This is a genomic window from Aureimonas endophytica, from assembly GCF_014642635.1.
In the GTDB taxonomy this organism is placed as follows: domain Bacteria; phylum Pseudomonadota; class Alphaproteobacteria; order Rhizobiales; family Rhizobiaceae; genus Plantimonas; species Plantimonas endophytica.
Genome location: NZ_BMIQ01000003.1, coordinates 500,511 through 519,390, shown reverse-complemented (window position 1 = coordinate 519,390; position 18,880 = coordinate 500,511). Strand labels below are relative to the sequence as shown.

Sequence of the window (18,880 nt, the reverse complement as noted above, 5' to 3'; positions counted from 1 at the left end):
GGAATCGCTGCACTACGCGCAGCGTTCTGTCTGTTTTTTAGACATTGTGAAAAGGCGCTATGAGATGCACCGGGCTTGCGCCGCACAGGCGGCATTCGACCGGACGTGACGAGGCGAGAGCCCGTCGTTCGGGTCGGCCTCGACCCTCGGCAAATCGATGATCGAGCCAAGCGTCGCCGTTCCCGCCTTGGTTCGACGCACGGTCTCGGCCGGCAGGCTGGCGTTTGCTCCAGCGTCGATCTCCGCGACCAGCTTCCAGTTGATCGGATGCCAATCCCGAAGGATACGAAGCCGCTTCGCGAGGATCGGCTCTGATACCAGCCCATCTCGCCAGGCAGTACCTCGGTCGGCTTTGCCGGCGCGCTTTATGAGAGAAGTCTCCCGACTCCAGGAATGGGGTTGGAAGACCGAGATCGAATGACGGCGCGCCCTCGCGGCCCCGTATTGCGCGTCGCCGAGCGCGGCGTTTCTGATCAGGCCGCTTCGGGCTGCGGGCTCAACTTTTCATCGCGGGCGTCCTTTGCCTCACGCGCCGAGCCCTCAGCGCTTCGAGCTTGTCCCGATCCGGCCGGTCGACCGCCTCGGAGGCGATCGAGCAGGAGATAGATGACGGGCGTCGTGTAGAGAGTGAGGACCTGGCTGACGAGAAGGCCGCCGACGATGGCATAGCCGAGCGGCTGGCGCAGCTCCGAGCCGGAGCCGTGGCCGAGGGCCAGGGGAATGCCGCCGAGAAGAGCCGCCATGGTCGTCATCAGGATCGGCCGGAAGCGCAGCTTCGCGGCTTCCAGGATCGCTTCGTCCGGACTTCTGCCCGCCTTCTCCTCCTGGATGGCGAAATCCACCAGCATGATGCCGTTCTTCTTCACGATGCCGATGAGGAGGATCACCCCGATCATCGCGACGAGACCGAAGTCGAACCCCGCCCATTCCAACGCCAGGAGCGCGCCGAGACCCGCCGGCGGCAGGGTCGAGAGAATGGTCAGCGGATGGACGAGGCTCTCGTAGAGAACGCCGAGGATGATGTAGACCACCACGAGCGAAGCAAGGATCAGCAGCGGCACCGTCCTCAGCGAGTCCTGGAAGGCGGCGGCGCTGCCGGAGAAGCTGGTCTGCAGCGAGGGCGGGGGATGCAGGGCGGCGACCGCGCCCTCGATCGCCCGCGTGGCCTCGCCCAGCGCCACGGACGGGGCGAGGTTGAAGGAGACCGTCACCGCCGGCGACTGGCCCTGATGCGCGATCGAAACCGGCGACACCTCGTCCGTCGTCCAACGCGCCACCGCCGAGAGCGGCACCAGCGTGCCGCCGCCGGAACGCACCGCGAGGCGGTCCAGCGTGCTGATCTGGTGCTGGAGGTCGGGCAGCACTTCCAGGACGACGTGGAAGGTATCGGTCTGCGTCGAATAGGAGGCGACCTGTCTCTGGCCGAAGGCGTCATAGAGCGTCTGGTCGATGGCCGAGGGGAGGATGCCGTAGAGCGTCGCCGCCGCCCGGTCGATCCGGATCGCGAGCGTCGGCGCGTCGGATTGGCGATCGCTGCCGACGTCGCGAAGCTGCGGCAGCGTGCGCAGCGCTTCGGTCACCTTGGTCGACCATTGCGCCAGTTCGTCGATATCGCCGTCCTGCAGCGTGTATTGATACTGCGTCTTGGCGGGGCGGGCGCCAATATTGATGTCCTGCGCCGACTGCATGAACAGCTTGATGCCCTGCTGGGCGTCGAGCGCCGGGCCGAGGCGCTGGATCACCTCGCGGGCGCTGGCGTCGCGCTCGGCGCGGGGCTTCAGCGTGATGTTGACATGGCCCTGGTTCAGGGCGTTGCCGCCGTTGCCCCCGCCGATATCCATGAAGACGCTGTAGACCGCCGGGTCCTTCAGGATGATCTCGCTGACCCGCTCCTGGAGCTTCGCCATCTCGGTGAAGGAGATGTCGGGCGAGGCCTGCGACAGGCCGGCGATGAAGCCGGTATCCTGTTCCGGGAAGAACCCCTTCGGCGCGGCATAGAAGAGATAGGCGGTGACGCCGACCGTGCCGAGAAAGACGAGGAGGGTCAGGATGCGGTGGCGCAGCACGGGCACGAGGCTGCGGACATAGAGGGCCGTCACGCGCGAGAACACCGCCTCGCCGGCACGGTAGAACCAGCCGCGCTTCTCGTCCGGCACGGTGCGGATGAACCGCGCCGCCAGCATCGGCGTCAAGGTGAGCGAGATGAAGGCCGAGAGGACGATGGTCAGCGTCAGCGTCACCGCGAATTCGCGGAAGAGCCTGCCGACGATCCCGCCCATCAGCAGGATCGGAATCAGCACGGCGATCAGCGACAGGCTGATCGAGACGATGGTGAAGCCGATCTCGCCCGCCCCCCGGCGCGCGGCCTGCAGCGGTGGCATCCCCGCCTCGATATGGCGGCTGATGTTCTCCAGCATGACGATGGCGTCGTCCACCACGAAGCCGACGGCCACGACGAGCGCCATCAGCGACAGGTTGTCGAGGCTGAAGCCGAGAACCCACATGGGCGCGAGCGAGCCGACAAGGGCGATGGGCAATGTGATCGCGGGGATGAGCGTCGCGCGGAGATTGCGCAGGAACAGGAAGATCACGAGGACGACGAGGCCGATCGTCAGCATGAGTGTGAACTGCACGTCCGAGACGGACGCGCGGATGGTCGACGTCCGGTCGGTGACGAGTTCGAGATGGATGGATCGCGGCAGCGACGCCTGGAGCGCCGGCAGCTCGGCCTTGATCGCATCGACCACCTTGACGACATTGGCGCCCGGCTGCCGGAAGACGTCCAGCGCGATGCCGCGCACACCGTTCGTCCAATGCGCCATCTTGGCGTTCTCGGCGCCGTCGACCGCCTGTCCGATGTCGCGGATGCGGACGGGACCGCCGTTGCGATAAGCGATGACCGCGTCGTTCCAGGCGCTCGCCGTGGTGATCTGGTCGTTGGTGGTGATCGGGAAGGTGCGCGTCGGATCGTCGATATTGCCTTTCGGCGCGCTGAGGCTGAGATCGCCGATCGCGGCGCGCACGTCCTCCAGCGTCACGCCGGCCTGGGCGAGGCGGCCGGGATCGACGGCGATGCGGATCGCCGGGCGCTGCCGGCCGCCGATATTGACATAGGCGACGCCGGAAACCTGGCCGATCTTCGTCGCGACGTTGCGCTCGATATACTCGTCGAGCTCGGGCAGCGTCAGCGTGTCGGACGTGGCCGAGAGCTGCATCACGGGCGCGTCGGCCGGATTGACCTTATGGATGCTCGGCAGCGAGGGCATGTCCTTGGGGAGCATGCCCGAGGCCTCGCTGAGCGCCGTCTGCACGTCGCTGGCCGCCGTCTGGATGTCCTCGTTCAGATCGAACTGTGCAGTCAGCGAACTGGTGCCGAGCGAGCTGGTCGAGGTCAGTTCGGTGATGCCGCTGACCTTGGAGAGCGCCTCCTCGATCGGCTGGGCGACGCTCGCCGCCATGGTTTCGGGCGAGCCGCCGGGCAGGCTCGCTTCCACCTGGATCGTCGGGAAATCGATCTGCGGCAGGGCCGAGACCGGCAGGAAGGGATAGCAGATCGCGCCGAGAAGCAGGATTCCGGCCATGATCAGGCCGGTCGCGATCGGATGGTCGATGAAGAAGCCGAAGGGACCGCCGCGCGCCTCTTCGGTTTCGGGAGCGTTCGACTCGCGCCGCGTCCCGTTCATGGCGTGCCCGTCTCGGCCAGTTCCCCGGTCGGCGAACCCGTCCAGGGCGTGACCGTCACGGCCGAGCCGTCGCCGATGCGCGACTGGCCGTCCATGACGACCCGGTCGCCATCCGCGATGCCCTCCGTCACGAAAGCTCGGGCGTCGGTGACAAAGGCGGAGGCCACGGCATGCCGCGCCACCTTGCCGTCCGAACCGACGATATAGGCGAAGAGACCGTCCGGTCCCCGGGCCAGGGCCTTGTCGGGCACCACGACGCCCTTGCGGCGCTCCACCGTCAGACGCGTCGCCACGGGAAAGCCCGGCCAGAGCCGGCCATCGCGATTGTCGAATTCGGCGCGCAGATGGATCGAGCCGTTCTCGGCGTCGACGGCATTGTCCATGATGGTTAGGCGTCCGGTCGCCAGTTGACGGCTGCCGTCCGTGGTCGACACCTCGACCCTGGCGAGCCCTTCCTTCATCGCCTCGCGGATCTCGCCGAACCGGTCGCCGGGCGCCACGAAGGACACGCCGATCGGGTCCATCTGGGTGATGGTGACGATGCCGCTCGTTGAATTCGCATCGACGATCGCGCCGACATCGACCTGCCGGAAGCCAGCGCGGCCCTCGAAGGGCGCATGCACCGTGGCGAAGCCGAGCTGCGTTTCCGCATTCTTGATGACGGCGTCGTCATATTGGATCGCGGCGGCGAGCTGCTGATTGTAGGCTTGCTTCTGTTCCAGCGTCGAGGTCGAAGCGACGCCCTTCTCGGCGAGGCTCGCATAGCGTTCGACATCGGCCTTGGCATTGGCGACCTGAGCTTCGTCCTGCGCCTTCTTGGCCTCGGCGGATGCCAGATCGGCACGCAGCTGCGCGTCGTCGAGCCTGAGGATCACGTCGCCCTTCTTCACGGTCTGGCCTTCCGCGAAGGGGATGTCCGTCACCTGGCCGCCGATCCGCGGACGGATGATGACGGACTGGAGCGGTGCGACCGTTCCGATGCCGTAGATCACGCGGTCGAGTTCACCGGTCTTCGCGACAACGGCCGTGACGGGAATCGGCACCGCGGAGCCCGAGGTGTCGGTCGTTGCGGCAGCCGAGGCCGAGCCCTGCGCGACGAGGACCGCCAGAACGACGGACAGAAGAGCGACTTCCCGCCGAACGATCGGGACGGATGACGACTGGCAGGCGCTTCGCATCGGTGGCGATCCCTTTGATCGGCAGCCGTAACGCCCGAGAGCGGCAATTTGTTCAGTGGTCCGAACGCGGATGCCGATCGGAGCCGGTATTCGTTCCGCCGGCCGGATGTCTACGCTTCAGCCGCTTTCCGCGAAGGGCGCCCCGAAGCCGACCTTCCGCTCATATTTCGGAGCGCGATCCGGCTGTCCCGATCGTCGCGGCGCGTTGCGGGCGCGCCTCGCGGAGGTCGGCGATGTAGCGGCGCATCACGGGCGTCGTTCCGTAGCGCTGCGTTCCGGCTTCCTTCTCCAGCGTGAAGCCCGGGTCCAGCACCATCAACTCCCGCATGGCCTCCATCGCCTCACCGAGCTTGCCGCGACGAACGTCCGTCGCCACGGCGATGCGCAGGCAGTTGGCGCGTTGCTGGTTGCCAAGCAGGCAGCCTCTCAAGGCGTTCGCGGCCTGGTCGGGCTGGTCGGCGGCGTAGAGAGCCTGCCCTTCGATGAAGGCGTAATAGTCTGGGGCCATGGGGTGCAGTTCGCGGGCGCGGGCGGCGTTCTGGGCGGCGGCCTGGTAGGATCCCGAACGGAGCTGAGCTTTCGCGAGCGCGGCCAGTCCTTCGGGATCGTTCGGGTTGAGTTCGACGGACCGCTCGGTCGCCTGTAGCGCGTCGGCATAGTTGCCGGCGACGGCGAGGCCATAGCCGAGAGCGCGATAGCCGAGCGCCAGATCCGGCGCGAGGCCGATCGAGCGCCGGGCCCGTTCGATCGCTCCGGCGACGTCGCCGCCGCCTCCCAGGACCTTTTGCTGGATCAGGTTGAGGGCGAGATAGGCATGCGCTTCGGCGTAATCCGGATCGAGCGCCAGGGCCTGTTGCAGCAGGTCCTGCGAGGCGGTCAGCGCGGCCGCGTCGGAATGCCCCTTCGCATGGATGCCCCGTGCCCGGACCACGAGATCATAGGCTCTCAGATCCTTCGTGGGCTTGCGTTCGACCGAAGCCGCTTCCGATCGGCGAAGATAGGGAACGAGCGAAGCGACGATCTCGGCCGAGAGCTCGGATTGCACGGCGAAGACGTCGGTGACCTCGCGGTCGTAGGTCTTGGCCCAGATATGGGTCCCCGTCTCGGTGTCGACCAGTTGCGCCGCGATGCGCAGTTGCTCTCCCTGCCGCCGCGCGCTGCCCTCAACGACGTAGCGCGCATGCAGGATCCGGCCGATGGTGCGGACGTCCATGGCCTGGCCGCGCAGGGCGAAGGTCGAGTTGCGCGCCACCACGGCGAGTTCGGGATAGCGCGAGAGCTCGGTGATGAGGTCCTCGCTCAATCCATCCGCGAGCTGGGAATGGGAGGGATCGGCGCCCATCCCGTTGAAGGGCATCACCGCGACGAAGGGGCGGGCGTCGGATGAAGCGTCGCGGACGAGCGGCAAGTCGGCGATCCAGCGCGATCCGGCCTCCAGTCCGCCCATCGCTCCCGCCGAGCCGGCCAGGACGAGCGCGAGACCAAGGGCGGTCAGAGCCGGGTGGGAGACGACGGCGCGCGGCCAGCGCCAGCGCGGGGCAGGTCGTTCCGCCGGCGGCGGAACGAGTTCATAGACGACGATATCGGTCGGCATGTTCTTCGCCGCCCTTCGCCCGAGCGAGCGGAAGGCGCGCTCGCTCGTCTGCTCCACGCTGCGCCGGACGATGTCGCTGACATAGATGGCGCCGGGCCTAGCCATCGCTTCCAGCCGGGCCGCCACGTTGACGCCGTCGCCGTAGGTGTCGCCGTTCTCCTCGATGACGTCGCCGAGATTGATGCCGATGCGCAGTTCGAACCGGTGCACCGCAAGGGCCGTCTGGATCGCTTCCGCCGCTTCCAGCGCCGCATGGGCGCTGGTGAAGGAGGCCAGGAAGCCATCGCCGATCTGCTTGAAGATCCGGCCTTCGTTGCCGTGCACGGCGGGCGCGACGATCTCGTCGAACATCGAACGGAGTTCGCGATAGGTCGCCGTCTCGTCCTCGGCCATCATCCGGCTGTAGCCGACGACGTCGCCGGCCATGATCGCGGCGAGCCTGCGCTTCATGTTCGTGCCTCCGTCAGGGTTGGACATGGAAGCCTCCTAAGCCGGCAGCACGACGGCTGCCCGCAGACCCGGGGACGCGAGACCGGGAGCTCGCGGCGCCAGCACGACATCGCCCCCGTGCTGGCGGGCGATGGCGCGGGCGATCGACAGGCCGAGACCGACGCCGCCGGTCTCGCGCGAGCGCGAGTGCTCCAGGCGGAAGAAGGGGGCGAACACATCCTCGACATTGTCGAGCGGAATCCCCGGACCCGCGTCCTCGACCAGGATCTCCACGGTCGAGGCACCGGCGGCCAGCCGCACGTCGGCATGTCCGGCGTAGCGCACCGCGTTCTCGACGAGGTTGCGGATCGTGCGCCTCAGCCCGTCCGGCCGGCAGCGGTAGGTTATGCGCGGGCCCGTGTGGAACGTGACGGAGTGACCGATCTCGGCGAGATCGTCGCAAATGCTCTCGACAAGGGCCGACAGGTCGATCGTGCGGGTCGGCTCGCCGTTGGCATCCTGCCGCGCCAGCGACAATGTCGCCTCGGTCATCGACTGCATCTCGTCGATGGTAGAGAGCATCCGCTCCTGAAGATCCCGGTCCTCGACCAGTTCCGCGCGCAGGCGCAAGGTCGTCAGGGGGGTGCGGAGATCATGGCCGATCGCGGCCAGCATCCGCGTCCGGTCCTCCACGAAGCGGTGCAGCCGTTCCTGCATCTGGTTGAAGGCCTCCGCCGTACGCCGGATGTCGTCGGGGCCGCAGGCATGGAGCGGAGCCACCGCTTCGCCACGCCCGAGCGTCTCCGCCGCCTTGGTGAGCTGGCGCAGGGGACGCGCGATGCTCTGCACCGTCAGCACCCCGACCAGCGACACGAGCACAGCGGTCACGGCGAGCGAGAGCGGAAGATGCGTCGCCCAGATCGAAGGCATGTAGTTCTTATAGAAAGCGACGTTCAGCGCCCGCCCGTCGCTCAGCGGCACGATGATCCCGGCACCGTTGCCCGACGCGAAGTCGAGATAGCTCGCGCGGGTGGGAAGGTCCGTCCGGTTCGCCGGCGGCGCGCCCCAGGCGACCCCTTCGGCAAAGGCCGCGGCGGTCGTGCCTTTGGGCACCGGCTCGGGGGCGGGCGGGGCGCCGGCCGAGGCCCGCTCGCCGGTGCCGTTGAGAAGCGAGCGCAAGGGCACCTGGAACCGCTCGAACGCCTCCTGCACAAAGGGCCGGAGATCGGTCTCGGGCGCCGCCGAGATCCAGAAGCGCGTATAGTCCGTGCTGTTGACGCGCGCGATCTCCGTTCGGAGATCGGCGGGGACGGTCTCGATCAGGCGTGCCACGGCGGCGGCGCGGCTGCTGAGCTCGCTCCGGGCCGCGATGCGCAGATCCGCCCGGAACTGGTCCCAGGACAGGCACATCCCGATGCTTTGGGCGATGAACAGGGCGGCCAGCATGGAGACGAGGAGCTGGATCGTCAGACTCTTGTCCCACCAGGTCAGGAGGCGTTTCACGGGGCGGAGACCTCCGGCATGAAGCTGTAGCCGCCGCCCCGATGCGTCTGGATGATGGAGGGGTTCTTCGGATCGGCCTCGACCTTGCGACGCAGCCGGCTGATCTGGTTGTCGATGGAGCGGTCGAACGGATCGGCCTCGCGGCCGACGGTCAGGTCGAGGAGCTGGTCGCGACTGAGAACGAGCCCGGGGCGCTCGACGAAGACCTTGAGGAGGCGGAACTCGGCGGTGGAAAGCGGCACGCCGACCCCGTCGTCGCCTTGAAGCTCGCGCCGGCCGAAATCGAGAATCCAGCGGTCGAAGCGGATCGTCCCGCTCTTGCGGAGGTCGGCCGGCTGCGGCGGCAGGCTGTTGACCCGGCGCAGAACCGCCTTGATGCGCGCCAGCAGCTCGCGCGACGAGAAGGGTTTGACGAGGTAGTCGTCGGCCCCGAGTTCGAGGCCGATGACGCGGTCGGTCTCCTCCGCGCGGGCCGTCAGGAAGATGATCGGAATGCCGGCGCCCGTCCGCGAGCCGCTCCGCAGCTCGCGGCAGAGGGTGAGGCCGTCCTCGCCGGGCATCATGATGTCGAGGACGATGAGGTCCGGCGCGCCGCGCTCGAGCAGCCGGCGCAAGGCCGCGCCGCCGTCGACGGTGCTGACGCGGTAGCCCTGCTGCTGGAGGTACTTGCCGACGAGGTCGCGGATATCGCGGTGATCGTCGACGACGGCGATATGGGGCACGCTCTCCATCGATGGTCTCCAGCGCTGGACACTCATCTTCATACGGCAGGAGCGTGCGCGGCGCTTCCACGAAAGTGTATCGGCCTGTGCCAGGATCCCGGCGCGAGAGGGCTTCGACCCCGCGACCTGATACAATTTCGTACATTCATCGACATCGCCGGGACGAGATCGCGACAGTCGCCGGTTAGCGTGAGCCTCGAGGACAAGCAGGGAAACGCCGGACGGGGCCGCGGACGATCCGTTACATCAAGAAGAGGGAGCGATCACGGTCCCTTCCGTTCGCGCCCTCGCGAAGCGCAGGACCGACCCTCCCGACTGTCCCCTCATGGATGCCTGTCCGCCGGCCGTCTTCCCGCACCGGCAGGCGCGCATCCAATCCCGCGCGGAAGGTCGGCGGCGAAGCCACGGCCATCCATCCGCATCGAAGGAAAGGCACCGAAATGACCGAGCATTGGACCACGAAGGACATGCCCTCGCAGCGCGGCCGCACGGCGGTCGTGACCGGGACCGGCGGCCTCGGCTTCGAGACCGCGCTGGAGCTCGCGCGGTCCGGCGCCGAGGTGATCGTCGCCGGGCGCAGCGCGGCGAAGGGCGCCGAGGCCGTCGCGAGGATCAGGCGGGACGCGCCGGGAGCGTCGGTGGCCTTCGAAGCGCTCGACCTCGCCGATCTCGCCTCGGTTGCCGCCTTCGGCCGTCGCTTGGCGACGAGCCGGGATGGCGTCGATATCCTGATCAACAATGCAGGGGTCATGACGCCGCCCCGGCGGCGAACCACCGCCGATGGGTTCGAGCTGCAACTCGGCACCAACTATCTCGGCCACTTCGCCCTGACGGCCCAGCTCCTGCCGCTGCTGCGGCGCGGACCCGATGCCCGCGTCGTCACCGTCTCCAGCGTCGCCGCCCGCAGTGGACGCATCGACTTCGACGACCTTCAGGCCGAACATGGCTACAGGCCGATGCCCGTCTACGCGCAGTCGAAGCTCGCCTGTCTGATGTTCGCCTTCGAACTCCAGCGCCGCAGCGATGCAGCCGGATGGGGCATCACCAGCCTCGCCGCCCATCCCGGGGTCTCGCGAACCGATCTCCTGCACAACGCGCCGGGCCGTTTCAGCCCGATGGGCATCGTGCGCTCCCTCGGCTGGTTCCTGTTCCAGCCGGCGGCACAAGGCGCGTTGCCGACGCTGCTGGCGGCCACATCTCCCGACGTGCGGGGTGGCGGCTATTACGGACCCGACAAGCTCGCCGAGACGCGCGGCTTCCCGACGCGAGCGAAGCCACCCGCCGCCTCGCTGGACATCCATGCCGCCAAGCGGCTCTGGGACGTCTCGGAGGACCTCGTCGGCCTCGGATTCGGTGGACCCGAACTCATGGCCGCCGATGGTTCCTCAGCCGTCACGAGCAGGGCAGGTTAGGCATATGGAACGTCATCTTCCGCCGTGCTGCGAATCCGACCGAGGCGAACCCGGCTGCATGAACCCCCGGCAGTCGGCGCCGCACTCGGCGTCTTGCGGTCGCTGGAGTTCGCTTCATCGACGCGGCATCGATCGAACTTTCCCGTCCAGGGCCTGTGCAAGATCCTCGGCGCCAGATCGATCCGCCCGAGGCGTTGGCGGCGGCGCCGCCTGCGATCGTCCGCACAAGGAATTCGCCCTATCGGCGCTGCGCCATCGCCATGCGGCGGGGTGGATAGCGATCTCTTCAGGATTCGCCGCCTTCGGCTGCCCGTCAATTTAAGGCGAGTCGCAATCTCGCAGACTTCGCTCCACCCTCACGCCGCCAGAAGTTCGCCGACCATGCGGGCGGTGCGGGGTGCCAGGGTCAGGCCGATATGCCCGTGTCCGAATGCGAAGATGACATCCTTGCCGCCCTTCGACGGTCGTATCACCGGCACCGAATCCGGCATGGACGGACGGAACCCGAGCCAGGTGCGGCTCGGCGTTCCGAGCCACGGGAAAGTCCGCCGGGCGTTCGCCAGCAGGACATCGAGACGGCGCGGGTTCGAGGGCGCGGCGAGGCCGCCGAGCTCGACGGTTCCGGCGATCCGCAAGCGGCCCTTCATGGGACAGAAGTAGAAGCCGTATTCGGTGGGACAGACCGGGCGCTCGACGGGCGGGCGGTCCATGTCGAATTCGAGATGGTAGCCGCGTTCCGTATCGAGGCGGACGGGATCGTCCACCTGCCGCGCGAACCGGGCCGAATGCGCCCCGGCGGCGACGACCACGGTCTTGGCGCGGATGTCGAAGGGCGCCGCCGTGATCCTGACGAAGCCGGCCTCGCGCGTGATCGCCGTCGCCGAAGCCTGGCAGATCGGGACGCCGCTTCGCCGCACCGAGGCGGCGAGGAGGTCCATCGTCTGGCCAGGGTCCGCGAGGTTGATGGCCTTGGGAAACAGGACGCCGCCGCCTTCGCTCGCGGGAAGGTTCGGCTCGAGCCGCCCGATCTCGTCCGGCGAAAGCAGCTCCTGCGCGATCCCATGGTCGCGGCGGAAGGCGGCGACCCGCTTGGCGGCTTCGAAGGCCTTCGGGGTCGAGTAGAGATAGAGGCAGCCCTTGCCGCTCAGGAGGTGAGAGCCGCCGATTTCGCTGGCCAGTTCCGTCCATTCGGCGGATGCGTCGGAGAGCAGGTTCGCGATCCGGCGAGTATTGTCCCGGTAGCGATGGGGAAGGGCCTCGTAGGCGAACCGGATCAGCCATGGAAACAGGGTGGGGAGCGCGGCTTTGCGGATCGACAGGGGGCTGTTCGCGTCGAGAAGCAGGGAGCCGATGTTCCGGAGGATCGCGGGAGTGCCGACCGGGATGATGGCATAGTCGGCGACCGTGCCGGCATTGCCGTAGGAGGCCCCCGATCCTGGCTGGTTCGGCTCGATCAGAACCACCTCGTGCCCGTCGGCGCGGAGCCGCAAGGCGGTCGTCAGTCCGATCACGCCACCTCCGATGATCGCGATTTCGGTCGAGACATGTTCCATCGGGTCAATCTTGCCTGTCGGAGATCACCGCCCCTTCGGCGGCGTGACGGACAGGCGCGAAGCCCGCCAGCGTCGGGCGCCCCGCCTAAGCGTCGGAGGGATGTCGGGGCGTTCAGGCGCTCGCTGCGTAGCGGGAGACGTAGGCGATGGTGCGCGGCTCGCGCGGCGACCCCAGCACCTGATGGGGCGGACCCTGCTCGATGATGCGACCGCCATCGATGAAGACGACCCAATCGGAGACTTCCCTGGCGAATGGCAGCTCGTGCGTGACGAGCACCATGGTCATGCCGTCGGCGGCGAGCTCGCGCATGACGCGCAGGACCTCGCCGGTGGATTCCGGGTCGAGCGCGGAGGTCGGCTCGTCGAACAGGAGGACCGAGGGCCCGAGGGCGAGGGCCCGCGCGATGGCGACGCGCTGCTGCTCGCCACCCGACATCTGCTCGGGATATGCCATCGCCCGTTTCGCGAGCCCGACCCGCGTCAGGAGGCGGACGGCGCGCTCGACCGCCTGTTCCTCTTCGATGCCGGCGGCCTGGATCTGCGCCAGAATGACGTTCTCGATCGCCGTCAGATGCGGGAAGAGGTTGAAGCGCTGGAACACCATGCCGACGCGCTGCCGGAGTTTCGGAAGATCCGTGCAGGCGACGCCGTTGCCGGAAAAGATGACGTCGTCCCCGATCGCGATCATCCCCTGGTCCGGGCGCTCCAGCAGGTTCACGCATCGCATCAGCGTGGTCTTGCCGCCGCCGCTCTGGCCGATGATGCTGACGATCCGTCCGGCGGGAACCTCCAGATCGACATCGTCGAGGACGATCCGCCCATCGAAGGATTTGCGCAGACCGGCGATCCTGATGGCGGGGCTGCGGGAAGCCCGACCATCGGCGGATAAGCATTGATCTTCCATGAGAAGCACCTCGGTCAGCTCCCTTGAGCCAGAAGGGCGGACGCCAGCTTGAGCCTGCGCCGGCGCCCGACCGACAGCGGGACGCCGGCCTGGATCCTGCGCTCGAGAAGCAGGAGTCCCTGGGATACCGGGTAGCAGATGGCGAAGTAGACGACCGAGATCACCAGATACACTTCGAGCGACCGAAAGGTTTCCGAGGCGATGAGGTGGGCCTGCGTCATGAGTTCGGCGGCCGAGATCGTCACCAGAAGCGATGTCGACTTGATGAGGTCGACGAACATCGTGTTGGTGCCGGGCAGAACCAGGCGGACGGCTTGCGGCAACGTGACGTGGAAGAAGGTCTTGCCGCGCTTGAGGCCCAGCGCTTGCGAGGCCTCCAACTGTCCGCGATGGACGCCGGAGATCGCCGCCCGGAAGATCTCGGAGAGATAGGCCGCATAGAAAACGACGAGGCTGAGGACCCCGGCCTCGAAGACCGGCAGCCGCACACCCACCGACGGAAGGCCGAAATAGGTGAGAAAGATGATGGCGAGAAGCGGGACGTTCTTGAAGATCTCGGTATAGCAGGCCGCGACGAAGCGGATGCCGCGCACGCTGTTGAGCCGCATCAGGGCGACGATCAGTCCGAGGACGGTCGCGCCGAGGAAGCTCGCCAGAGTATAGGCCAGGGTCTGAAGCAGACCCCAGCCGATATTGCTCGCATAGTCGCCCCAGGACACCTGGAACGCATCGGTCAAACCAGAGAACCAGTTCACGGGACGACTCCGCTCTTACTTCCCGATTGACGGAAGAGCCCAGTCGGAGGGACGATCGACACCTCGCCGCTGCGCCGTCATCTCCGGCGACGGGGTGAGGAACTGAGCGGGATCGCCGCCCCACCTCTTGACGAGCGCGGCCAGGGAGCCGTCCGCGTACATCGCGTCGATTTCCTTGCTAATCGCCTTCTCGAGATTGACCGACTGCTTGGGCAGGTAGAAGCCCGTCATGTAGGGCTGGAAGTATTTGTAGTCGGGGTGCTTGGCGACCTCTTCGGCGGCGGGCGGCTTCAGGTATGCGATGCGCACCTTCATGTCCGGGCGCTGCTGCTGCTGATAAGTGATCAGCAGCGGGTCGAGGAAGCCCGTGTCCAGGCGGCCCGACGCGAGATCGGAGAACACGCTGTCGGCGGCCGGATAGACATGGGGCGACGCTCCGGGGACCTGAGCGATCGACTTCGCCCAGACATAACCCGTCACGGTCCCGAGGCTCTTGCCTTCCAGGCTCGACACGTCGGGGAAGGTCGCCTCGCCATGCACGGCCATGGCCGGCGGCGAGTAGTAGGGCGGATCGGTGAACAGGCCGACCTTCTGCCGCGCATCCGACCAGGCAATGCCGCCGATCGTGATGTCGGCACGCCCGGACTGCACCGAGCCCAACATGCCGGCGAAGTCGGTCACGTTGACCTCGATCTTCAGGCCGAGCTTCGCAGCGACGGCGGCCAGGATGTCGCTGTCCAACCCGACGAGCTTGCCGTTATCGACCGCCGTGTAAGGCATATACGGCTGCACGGTGACCAGGAGGGTGCCCGGCTTCAGCACTTCGAGCTCCTGCGCCGCGGCCTTGTCGAGCGAGCCGGAAACCAGCGCGCCGAAGCCGATCGCCAGCGCGGTGGTCAGCGCCAGGGACATCCCGAGGAATCTGCGTTTCATGAACTGCGGCCCCTTTGATATATTGTGATATATTGACGATATTCCAGTATGAGCAGATGTCAAGCAGCTCTGTGATCGCTCGTTTTTTGAACAGACGAGCTGGAAAGCAGGGCAGCGGATGAGACGGGATTGGGTGAAATGCTGGATTTGTTGGCGATCGGGGTGGAGGAGCCCGAAGGCGATCAGACATTGGCCGAGCGCACCTATGTGCGGTTGCGCGAATCGATCATCAACACGGAACTGCCGCCTGGCACGCTGCTGAAGGAAGGCGAGCTGATGGAGCGGCTCGACGTCGGGCGCACCCCTGTCCGCGAGGCGCTTCAGCGCCTGCAGCGCGACGGCTTCGTGTTCGTCAGCGCGCGTCGGGGCACGTTCGTCAGCCGGATCAATATGCACGACCTGACGGCCGTCTACGAGGCGCGGGCGAAGATCGAGTCCTGGGCGACGAGGCTGGCGGCCGAACGCCTGAGGGAACCCGAGCGCGAAGAGGCTCAGCGCCTGATCGCCAAGCTGAGGAACGTGACAGGACCGCTAGACCTCAAGGATACGCTGGCGCTGGATCGCCAGGTCCATCGCTTCATCTACCGGGCGGCGAAGAACCCCTATCTCTTCGAGACGCTTGAGCACTATCACAATCTGTCCCTGCGGATTCTCCATGTGACCGTGAGGACCTTCCCCAGCCTCCTGTCCAGCCTTGGCCACGTTCTGATCGAGCAGATTCAAATGCTCGAAGCCGTCTGCGCCGGTGATGCCGACGAGGCGGAACGCATCGCGTTGGACCATGTGCAGCGGTTCGAGGTGGAGGTCAGGAAGGTCATCTGACAACCGGAGATGCGTTCTTCCATCCCCGCCTTCGGGGAGCACCCACCAAGCGTGAGATGGCAGTCGAAGACGGTGCGCCGAAGGTAGGATTTTTCCACGATGACCGGCGCTGAAATTGCTGGTGATTGCGCGCTGGCCTTTGAGACAGTCGATCGTCCCGTTCCCAAGCGGCGCGACCTCGGATCGTGGGAGGCGTCGGTGCTGTGGAGTTCGTTCTCCGCGCGCGCTACTGGTGCCGCTTGCCGGTTTCGGGGCAAGCCTCACGGCTTGTCGCTTCGTCGGGCGGCGCGCGTCGTCCGGGCTGCGACAGGCCTCGATCCCGTCCGCCTTCTTCGGAGACCTCAGTCCATGGCGCCGACTCTCGCCCAGCTCCGTGCCGTCGACGCGCTGGCCCGCACCGGCCAGTTCTCGCGTGCCGCGCGCGAGATCGGGGTCAGCCAACCGACCGTCTCCGCCCAGGTCCAGGCCTTCGAATCCGCCTCGCCCTTCCGCATCTTCCATCGCGACGGCCATTCGATCCGCGTCGCGCCGGAGGCCGAATCGCTCGTCGCCAAGATCCGCATCGCGCTCGCCTGCCTGGACGAGATCGAGCGCGACATGCGCGGCGAGGGCGGCGCGGCGGCGCGGCGTCTGTCGCTCGGCTTCAGCGCGCATCGGCTGATCATGCCGATCCTCTCCGCCTTCGTCCGCCGTCATGGCGAGATCCGGGTCGTCACGCGGGGCGGCCCCTCGGCCGAGCTGATCGAAGCGGTGCTGAAGGGCGATCTCGATCTGGCGGCGATCTCGCGCCCGGCGCCCGATCCGCGCCTCGTCTGTTTCGAACTCGCCCGCTGCCGGATCGTCGTCTACGGCCAGAAGGGCCATGCGGCGCTCGCCTCCGGCGCGATCCGCATCGCCGATCTCGACGGGCAGAAAATGGTGCTCTGGAACCGGCTGTCAGGCACCCGGTCCCTCCTCGATCGGCTGGCGGAGGCGGCGGGGATCGTGCTCGACCCGGTCATGGAGGTCGCGACGCTCGATGTCGCCTATGCGGCGGCGGCCGTCGGCATCGGCCTCGCCATCGCCGTCGAGGGCGAGGTCGAGGCCGACGAGCATATCGATGTCGCCGTCCTGGAGGATGCCGGCTCCGATATCGGGCATTACCTCGTGACGCTGCCCGAATATGTCCGCCACGCCGCCGTTGCCGCCTTTCTAGCGCTCGCCGCCGAGGGCGTCGTGGGACCGGCGCCCGCGCGCTTCTGATCGCTCTATCGAGACGCATGACGAATTATAGGTATCTCCTATAATTTATGAAAAGTCATAGAACTGTCATGAGGTCCGGTTAAGAAAGGGCAACAGCCGCGAGCGGCGGCTCTGCTTCACTGAACCGAGACGGCCGATGGCCCATTCCTATGATCTCGCCATCGTCGGCGCCGGCATCGTCGGCCTCGGCATGGCTCTCGCGGCCACCCGGCGAGGCCTCAGCGTTGTCGTCGCCGATCGCGCCCCGGCCGCCTTCGGGGCGTCCATCCGCAATTTCGGCTTCGTCACCGTCACCGGCCAGAAGGCAGGGGCCCATTGGGCGCGCGCCCGCCGCAGCCGGGATGTCTGGGCCGAGGTCGCGCCGCTGGCCGGCATCGCGGTGTTGCAGCGCGGTCTCGTCATGCCGGCCTATCGCGCCGAGGCCTTTTGCGTTCTCGACGCCTTCCTGCGCACCGAGATGGGCGCCGACTGCCGGCGGATCGAGCCGGACGAGGCGGCGGAACGCCTGCCGGCGCTGCGCCGCGCCGGTCTGCGCGGCGCCCTCCACAGCCCGCACGAATTGCGGGTCGAATCCCGCGAGGCCCTGCCCAAGCTCGCCGCCTTGCTCGCCGAGGCCCATGGCGTCGCCTTCCATTGGAACACGGCCGTCCACGCCGTTCGGCCGGAGGGTCTTGCGACCTCTGGCGGCCTCATCCGGGCGGACAGGGTGGTCGTCTGCCCCGGCGACGACCTTTCGACCCTTTATCCCGACGTCATCCGGGCGGCGGCGCTCCGCATCTGCACGCTTCAGATGCTGCGCGTCGCCCCGGCCGCGCCGGTGCGGCTCGACGCGGCCGTGATGTCCGATCTGTCCTTCGCCCGCTACGAGGGCTTCGCCGACCTCGCCGAGGCCGTCCCGCTCGTCCGGCGGCTCGATCAGGAGGCTGCGGAGGCGCGGGCGGCGGGCGTTCACCTCATCGCCGTCCAGTCGGCGGACGGCTCGCTCGTCGTCGGCGACAGCCATGTCTATGGCGACCGGCCCGACCCCTTCGCCAGCGAGCGCGTCGACGCGCTGATCCTCGACGAACTCGACGCCGTGCTCGACCTGCCGGGGCGGCAGGTCCGCGAGCGCTGGACGGGCACCTATGCCTCGGCGAGCGACCGCACGGTGCTGGTCGAGGCGCCCGAGCCGAAGGTGCGCCTCGCGATGGTGACGGGCGGCACCGGGGCTTCGACGGGCTTCGCGCTCGGCGAGGAAGTGGTGGGCGAGCTTTTCGGCCTCGCGCCGCAGGATTTCCGCATGCAGGAGATGGCGCGATGAGCGAGGTGAGGGCGGTCGTCTTCGACTGGGCGGGGACGGTAATCGATTTCGGCTCGCGCGCGCCGATGGGCGTCTTCGTGGAAGCCTTCGCGCGCTTCGGCGTAGAGGTTTCCGTCGCCGAGGCGCGCGGCCCGATGGGCCGGCCGAAATGGGACCATATCGCCGCGATGCTGGCCGAGCCGCGCATCGCGGCGGCCTGGCGGGCGGCGCAGGGCGCGGCGCCCGACAAGGCGGCCGTCGATCGGATCTACGAGATCTTCGTGCCGATGAACGAGGCGGTCGTCGCCGATTACGCGACTCTCGTGGCCGGCGCGGCCGAGGCCGTGGCGGTCCTTCGCGAACGCGGCTGCCGCATCGGCTCCACCACCGGCTACACGCGCTCGATCATGGCCCGCCTTCTGCCGCTCGCCGCGGCGCAGGGCTTCTCGCCGGACAATCTCGTCTGCGCCGGCGATCTCGCCGAAGGGCGGCCGAGCCCGATGAACATGTATCGCACCTTTCTCGATCTCGGCGTCTGGCCGGCGGCGCGGGTTGTCAAGGTGGACGATACGGGCGTCGGCATCGAGGAGGGCGTCCATGCCGGCTGCTGGACGATCGGCGTCGCGCTCAGCGGCAACGAGGCCGGCCTCGCGCCGGACGAATTGGCCGCGCTGCCGGAGGGTGAGCGGCAGGCGCTGCGCGAGCGCGCCGGCACGGCTCTTCGCCGCCACGGCGCGCATCTCGTGATCGACACCGTCGCTGACCTTCTGCCCGCCATCGACGCGATCGAGGCGCGGATCGCGCGCGGCGAGCGTCCCTGACACCTCTTCCTTCTTCCGGCCCGAAGGCTTGGGCGGATCGTTTCGAAAGG

14 protein-coding genes are annotated in these 18,880 nt (G+C 67.7%); 5 read left to right on the top strand and 9 right to left on the bottom strand.

Translation table 11 applies throughout. From position 1 onward, the window contains the following. Window positions 1–473: 473 nt before the first annotated feature. The 5 genes from IEY14_RS12545 to IEY14_RS12525 form a co-directional block, all read right to left on the bottom strand. Window positions 474–3,683 carry an efflux RND transporter permease subunit gene (locus tag IEY14_RS12545; protein ID WP_188908895.1) on the bottom strand — a complete coding sequence of 1,070 codons (3,210 nt, stop codon included), beginning with the start codon at window positions 3,681–3,683 and terminating at the stop codon, window positions 474–476. Next, the gene (locus IEY14_RS12540; protein ID WP_188908893.1) at window positions 3,680–4,861 is read right to left on the bottom strand and encodes an efflux RND transporter periplasmic adaptor subunit; all 1,182 of its coding nucleotides are present in this window, start codon (window positions 4,859–4,861) and stop codon (window positions 3,680–3,682) included. The genes IEY14_RS12545 and IEY14_RS12540 overlap by 4 nt, the downstream gene beginning before the upstream one ends. Window positions 4,862–5,021: 160 nt before the next feature. Further along, on the bottom strand, window positions 5,022–6,905 hold the full coding sequence (locus IEY14_RS12535) for an adenylate/guanylate cyclase domain-containing protein (protein ID WP_188908891.1): 1,884 nt from the start codon (window positions 6,903–6,905) through the stop codon (window positions 5,022–5,024). 36 nt (window positions 6,906–6,941) lie between these two features. Next, on the bottom strand, window positions 6,942–8,387 hold the full coding sequence (locus tag IEY14_RS12530) for an ATP-binding protein (RefSeq protein WP_244639460.1): 1,446 nt from the start codon (window positions 8,385–8,387) through the stop codon (window positions 6,942–6,944). Then, the gene (locus IEY14_RS12525; RefSeq protein ID WP_188908889.1) at window positions 8,384–9,118 is read right to left on the bottom strand and encodes a response regulator; all 735 of its coding nucleotides are present in this window, start codon (window positions 9,116–9,118) and stop codon (window positions 8,384–8,386) included. The genes IEY14_RS12530 and IEY14_RS12525 overlap by 4 nt, the downstream gene beginning before the upstream one ends. 431 nt (window positions 9,119–9,549) lie before the next feature. Between IEY14_RS12525 and IEY14_RS12520 the strand changes: the two genes are divergently transcribed. Beyond that, window positions 9,550–10,521 (top strand): oxidoreductase, encoded by a 972-nt coding sequence (locus tag IEY14_RS12520; RefSeq protein WP_188908886.1) that lies wholly within the window; start codon window positions 9,550–9,552, stop codon window positions 10,519–10,521. Window positions 10,522–10,877: 356 nt separating this feature from the next. Here IEY14_RS12520 and IEY14_RS12515 read toward each other — a convergent pair whose 3' ends face one another. The 4 genes from IEY14_RS12515 to IEY14_RS12500 form a co-directional block, all read right to left on the bottom strand. Further along, complete coding sequence (locus tag IEY14_RS12515) at window positions 10,878–12,074, bottom strand: NAD(P)/FAD-dependent oxidoreductase (protein ID WP_188908884.1); 1,197 nt, start codon at window positions 12,072–12,074, stop codon at window positions 10,878–10,880. A gap of 112 nt (window positions 12,075–12,186) precedes the next feature. Continuing rightward, entirely contained in the window at window positions 12,187–12,978 is a 792-nt protein-coding gene (locus IEY14_RS12510) for an amino acid ABC transporter ATP-binding protein (protein WP_188909259.1), read from the bottom strand. Between the two features lie 14 nt (window positions 12,979–12,992). Next, complete coding sequence (locus IEY14_RS12505; protein ID WP_210318383.1) at window positions 12,993–13,733, bottom strand: amino acid ABC transporter permease; 741 nt, start codon at window positions 13,731–13,733, stop codon at window positions 12,993–12,995. Between the two features lie 15 nt (window positions 13,734–13,748). Continuing rightward, window positions 13,749–14,645 (bottom strand): substrate-binding periplasmic protein, encoded by an 897-nt coding sequence (locus IEY14_RS12500; RefSeq protein ID WP_244639459.1) that lies wholly within the window; start codon window positions 14,643–14,645, stop codon window positions 13,749–13,751. 159 nt (window positions 14,646–14,804) lie between these two features. On the opposite strand from IEY14_RS12500, the gene IEY14_RS12495 reads away from it, so the two are divergent. The 4 genes from IEY14_RS12495 (at window position 14,805) to phnX (ending at window position 18,830) form a co-directional block, all read left to right on the top strand. Next, on the top strand, window positions 14,805–15,488 hold the full coding sequence (locus IEY14_RS12495) for a GntR family transcriptional regulator (protein ID WP_188909257.1): 684 nt from the start codon (window positions 14,805–14,807) through the stop codon (window positions 15,486–15,488). 348 nt (window positions 15,489–15,836) lie between these two features. Continuing rightward, a complete protein-coding gene (locus tag IEY14_RS12490; RefSeq protein WP_188908880.1) occupies window positions 15,837–16,730 on the top strand; it encodes a LysR substrate-binding domain-containing protein in 894 nt (297 codons plus the stop codon). Window positions 16,731–16,866: 136 nt separating this feature from the next. After that, window positions 16,867–18,030, top strand: a complete 1,164-nt coding sequence (locus IEY14_RS12485) for a TIGR03364 family FAD-dependent oxidoreductase (RefSeq protein WP_188908878.1) — start codon at window positions 16,867–16,869, stop codon at window positions 18,028–18,030. Next, window positions 18,027–18,830, top strand: coding sequence for a phosphonoacetaldehyde hydrolase (gene phnX, locus IEY14_RS12480; protein WP_188908876.1), 804 nt, complete (start codon window positions 18,027–18,029; stop codon window positions 18,828–18,830). The genes IEY14_RS12485 and phnX overlap by 4 nt, the downstream gene beginning before the upstream one ends. Window positions 18,831–18,880: the final 50 nt, after the last annotated feature.